Annotated in this window: 5 protein-coding genes; all 5 read left to right on the top strand. The window is 62.4% G+C overall.

The features are described from left to right. On the top strand, nucleotides 1-597 hold a 597-nt coding region (locus tag JHD77_RS30305), incomplete at its 5' end, for a type II secretion system F family protein (protein WP_199506545.1). 21 nt (nucleotides 598-618) lie between these two features. Next, nucleotides 619-1,149 (top strand): type 4 pilus major pilin, encoded by a 531-nt coding sequence (locus JHD77_RS30300; protein ID WP_023093859.1) that lies wholly within the window; start codon nucleotides 619-621, stop codon nucleotides 1,147-1,149. After that, nucleotides 1,146-2,102 (top strand): ATPase, T2SS/T4P/T4SS family, encoded by a 957-nt coding sequence (locus JHD77_RS30295; protein ID WP_023093675.1) that lies wholly within the window; start codon nucleotides 1,146-1,148, stop codon nucleotides 2,100-2,102. The genes JHD77_RS30300 and JHD77_RS30295 overlap by 4 nt, the downstream gene beginning before the upstream one ends. Further along, nucleotides 2,095-3,474 carry a shufflon system plasmid conjugative transfer pilus tip adhesin PilV gene (gene pilV, locus JHD77_RS30290; RefSeq protein ID WP_023093860.1) on the top strand — a complete coding sequence of 460 codons (1,380 nt, stop codon included), beginning with the start codon at nucleotides 2,095-2,097 and terminating at the stop codon, nucleotides 3,472-3,474. Before JHD77_RS30295 ends, pilV begins: the two co-directional genes overlap by 8 nt. 17 nt (nucleotides 3,475-3,491) lie before the next feature. After that, complete coding sequence (gene pilM, locus JHD77_RS30285; RefSeq protein WP_023093861.1) at nucleotides 3,492-3,929, top strand: type IV pilus biogenesis protein PilM; 438 nt, start codon at nucleotides 3,492-3,494, stop codon at nucleotides 3,927-3,929. Nucleotides 3,930-3,992: the final 63 nt, after the last annotated feature.

Genomic DNA, 3,992 nt, shown 5'->3' with positions numbered 1-3,992 from the left:
TGGACCGGCCCGCTCGCCACGCTCAACGCCATTGCCAGCTTCGTCACAGGACCTGGTATCTACGTTCTGGTCGCCGTCATCACCCTCACGGTGGTGGTCATCGTCACGTTGCCGACCTACCGCTGGAAAGGCCGGGTCTGGCTGGACCGGATGCTGCCGCCCTGGTCCATCTACCGCATGCTCCAGGGCACCACCTTCCTGCTGAACATGGCGGTCATGCTCAACGCCGGCATACGCCCCTACGACAGCCTGGCCAGCATGATCAAGATCTCCCCGCCCTGGCTGAAGCAGCGCTTGGAAGCTGCCCGCTACGGCGTGGGCCTGGGCCAGAACCTGGGAGTCGCCCTTCGCAGCGCCGGTCACGATTTCCCCGACCGACAGGCCATCCAGTACCTGTGCATCCTCGCCAACCGGGGAGGCTTCTCCGAAGCGCTGGTCAAGTTCAGCCGCCGCTGGCAGGAGACCAGCCTCAAGCAGATCGAGCTGGCCGCCGGGCTGGTGAAGAACTTCGCCCTGATCTTCATCGGCGCGCTGATGATCCTGGTCCTGCTCGGCGCCTACCAGGCACAGCAGCTCATCCAATCCATGAACCACTGAAACCTCACCAAGGAGCGCTCCATGAGCACTACGCAACGCACTTCCCGTCCGACGCAGGGCGGTTTCGTTTCCATCGAGATGATCATCGTGCTGATCATCATCGCCATCGGGGTCGGCCTGGGCCTGGCCGCAGCGGCTGGAATGTTCAGTTCGTCCAACGCCAACGAGGAACAGCGCAACATCAGCGTTATCGCGGCTAACGCGCGGGCCCTGAAGACCTCTTCGGGCTACGGCTCCAGCGGCACCAACCTGATCCCGAGCCTGATCGCAATCAACGGCGTGCCGAAGAACATGAGTGTCTCCTCCGGCGTCGTCTACAACGTCTACGGCGGATCGGTCACTGTCTCGTCCACCGGCATGGGCTTCTCGATCACCACCAGCAAGTTGCCCAAGGACGCCTGCATCACCCTAAGTACCAAGATCGCGAAGAACACCTTCGAGCAGACCAAGATCAACAGCGGTACCGCGATCACCGGCGAAGTCACCAGCGCAGCGGCGACCACGGCCTGCAGCAGCGACAGCAACAGCATTACCTGGACCTATAGTTCGTGAGTGTGAACCCGATCGTCCAGGCTCAGTTCGTCGACCTCTACCTCGGTGAAGGCTTCGCCGACGTGAAAGGCCTGGCCGGCTCCGGCGCGCGCCGAGTCGAAGTGCCTCGCGAGTGGGAGTCGCACGCCCAGGAACTGCTACAGATCTGCCGGCAAACGCTGGAGGAGCTGCAGGATCCTGAGTTCGCCATCGTCGTCGACGGCGTGCTACTGCGCGTTACCCAACTGGAAGATGCTTTCAACGGCGGGAGTGTCTTCGTGCTGCGCCGGTCGACGGCCCAAGTCAGAAGCTTCGAAGACATCGGCTATCCGAGCGAAGTGGTCTCCGCCCTGATGGATCCGCAGTTGCAGGGCCTGGTCCTGTTCTGTGGCGATATGGCGACCGGAAAAACCTCCTCTGCCGCCTCTCTGATCCTCGCCCGACTGCAAACCCTGGGCGGGGTGGGCTTCACCGTCGAAGATCCGCAGGAAACCAATCTCAGCGGCCAGCATGGACTCGGCCGCTGTATCCAGGTCAGGACCTCGCGACGCTCGGGAGGCTACAGCGAAGCCCTGTTGCGCACGCTGCGTACCGGAGCCGACCTGGTGCTGATTGGCGAAATCCGCGACGAAGACACCGCTTATCAGGCTTGCAAAGCTTCGCTGAACGGCAACCTGGTCATCTCGACCATCCACGCGAAAAACTGCCCCCAAGCCATCGAACGGCTGATCACCCTGGCCAAACCGCTCGCATCCAATGCTTACGATGTGGTCGCCGAGGGCATTCAGGCGGTGATCTGCCAGGAACTGGTAAGTGATGGCGCCGCTCGACGGCTGCACGCGGAACCGTTGCTCTTCACCAGTGTGGATTCCGTCGCCATGCGAGACAAGATCCGCCGGCAGCAGATTCACCTGCTTGAGGACGACGTGAATCGCCAGGCTCGCAGAAGCCTGTGGGAGCCAACCTATGAATAACACCAAGCTCAACCGCGGCTTTATCTCGATCGAATTGATGATCGCCCTGGTCGTGATCGCAATCGCGACTACCGGTGGCATCTCAGTCTTGATGAGCTATCTAGACGACCTGAATGAACAGCACGCGGCCCAGCAGCAACAGCAGGTGGCCAAGGCAGCGGAGAAGTACCTGAAGGACAACTTCAGCACGGTTCTGGCCAGCGCCGGCGCCACGGCCCCGGCGGTGATCACCGTCCCGATGCTGCGCAACACCCGTTACCTGCCCGCAGGCTTCCGCGACACCAACATCTACGGCCAGCAATACCAGGTCCTGGCCCGCAAGCCGGCGGCCAACCAGCTCGAAACGCTGATCGTGACCACGGGTGGGCAGGCGGCTTCCGAACTCTCGATCCGCCGGATCGCCCAGCTCATGGGCGCCCAGGGTGGCTACATCTCGAAAACCAATACCGGCATTGCTCAGGGCGCCGCCTGGCAGGTGGCGTTAAGCAATTTCGGTAGCGCTCCCGGTGCTGGACACCTGGCGACGGCGCTGTTCTTCCAGGACGGCGCCATCGCCAACGAGTACCTCTACCGCAATGCCGTCCCGGGTCATCCCGAGCTCAACCGGATGAACACGGCATTGAATATGGGCGGCAACAATATCGCCGCAGCCGGGGCGATAACGGCCTCCGGGAACATCACCACCAACGCTGACGTCAGCGCACGCAACATGACTGCCACTGGCACAGTGAAGGCAGGAACCGCCGATATCTCTGGCGAGACGTACACGGGTGGCTGGTTCAGGACCCGCGGTAACTCCGGCTGGTACAACGAACGGTGGGACGGTGGCTGGTATATGAGTGACAGCACGTGGGTCAGGTCGTGGATGAACAAGGGCGTTTATACCGGCGGAGAATTGAGAGGGGGAAAGCTCAGCTCCGAAGGTAGAACGACCGTCGGCGAGTACCTTCAGATCAATGGTTTGGCGGCAGAAAATGCAGGATGCTCCCCCAATGGCCTGGTAGGCAGAGACAACAGCGGCCCCCTATTCTGCACCGATGGGCTGTGGAAACGGCCCAGTGGCGTGAATATCGCCACCCCTGTGGTGCTGGCACAGTATCCCGCCGATAACCGACCCCGCACCCACTGCCAAGCGGTCTCCAGGGACGCGCTGATCAATGGCTCCGGCCCCGGAGTTCTGCGCCTGGAAGTCGATGGCGTGATCGTCGGTCAAGCGCGCTCCACCGCTGGGCGAAACGCTGACGTAGTTGAAGACGCCTCGATCTCCGCCATGGTGAAAGCCGGACACCGGTTCTGCCTATACAGCACCGTTGTGCTCGCAGGATTCGGTAACTCCGCCGGCATGCGTGTGACGGCAACCTACCTCAACTAGGGAGTCGTCCAGATATCATGCCGCTGCTCTGGATTGCCCTATTGCTCGCCCTGCTCACCGGAACCTGGCTGAGTGTACAAAGCGACCACGCGACCTCGAGCGCCGAACTGGCCGAGGTCGACACCCTGGCCAGGAGCTTGCTGCTCTACCGCTCCAGGCTGGCGGAGTACGCACACGCCAACCCCGGTTTCACCGGTTCGCCGGCGGACTCCGCTCTTGGTTTACCGGCCTGGTTCCGCAAGCCAGCGCGGCTTCAGGGCTACATCGCCGCCGGCACCAGCTACGCCTTCATCGCCTCGCCGCCGGCAGGGCTGGCGGCGGCCGTGGATGCCGGTACGGAATCCGACCTGGTTGGCGTCAGGCGCAACGGCCAGTTAGTCACGCGCCGCCTAGGAGCCACTGCCATTGTGCTCCCTGCGCCCATCCCCGAGGACGCGGTGGTCGCGGTCAAATAACCTCCATAGGCCAGTAAACCCCGGCGCAGCTTGATAAACCGGCCTTCTGAACACATAATGCCA

Origin of the sequence: Pseudomonas sp. P20 (genome assembly GCF_016463925.1) — a bacterium.
In the GTDB taxonomy this organism is placed as follows: domain Bacteria; phylum Pseudomonadota; class Gammaproteobacteria; order Pseudomonadales; family Pseudomonadaceae; genus Pseudomonas; species Pseudomonas aeruginosa.
This window is presented reverse-complemented; position numbering and strand designations above follow the sequence as displayed.

Coding starts and splice junctions, on each gene's coding strand:
- JHD77_RS30300 (WP_023093859.1), top strand. CDS start 619: ATGAGCACTACGCAACGCACTTCCCGTCCGACGCAGGGCGGTTTCGTT.
- pilV (WP_023093860.1), top strand. CDS start 2,095: ATGAATAACACCAAGCTCAACCGCGGCTTTATCTCGATCGAATTGATG.
- pilM (WP_023093861.1), top strand. CDS start 3,492: ATGCCGCTGCTCTGGATTGCCCTATTGCTCGCCCTGCTCACCGGAACC.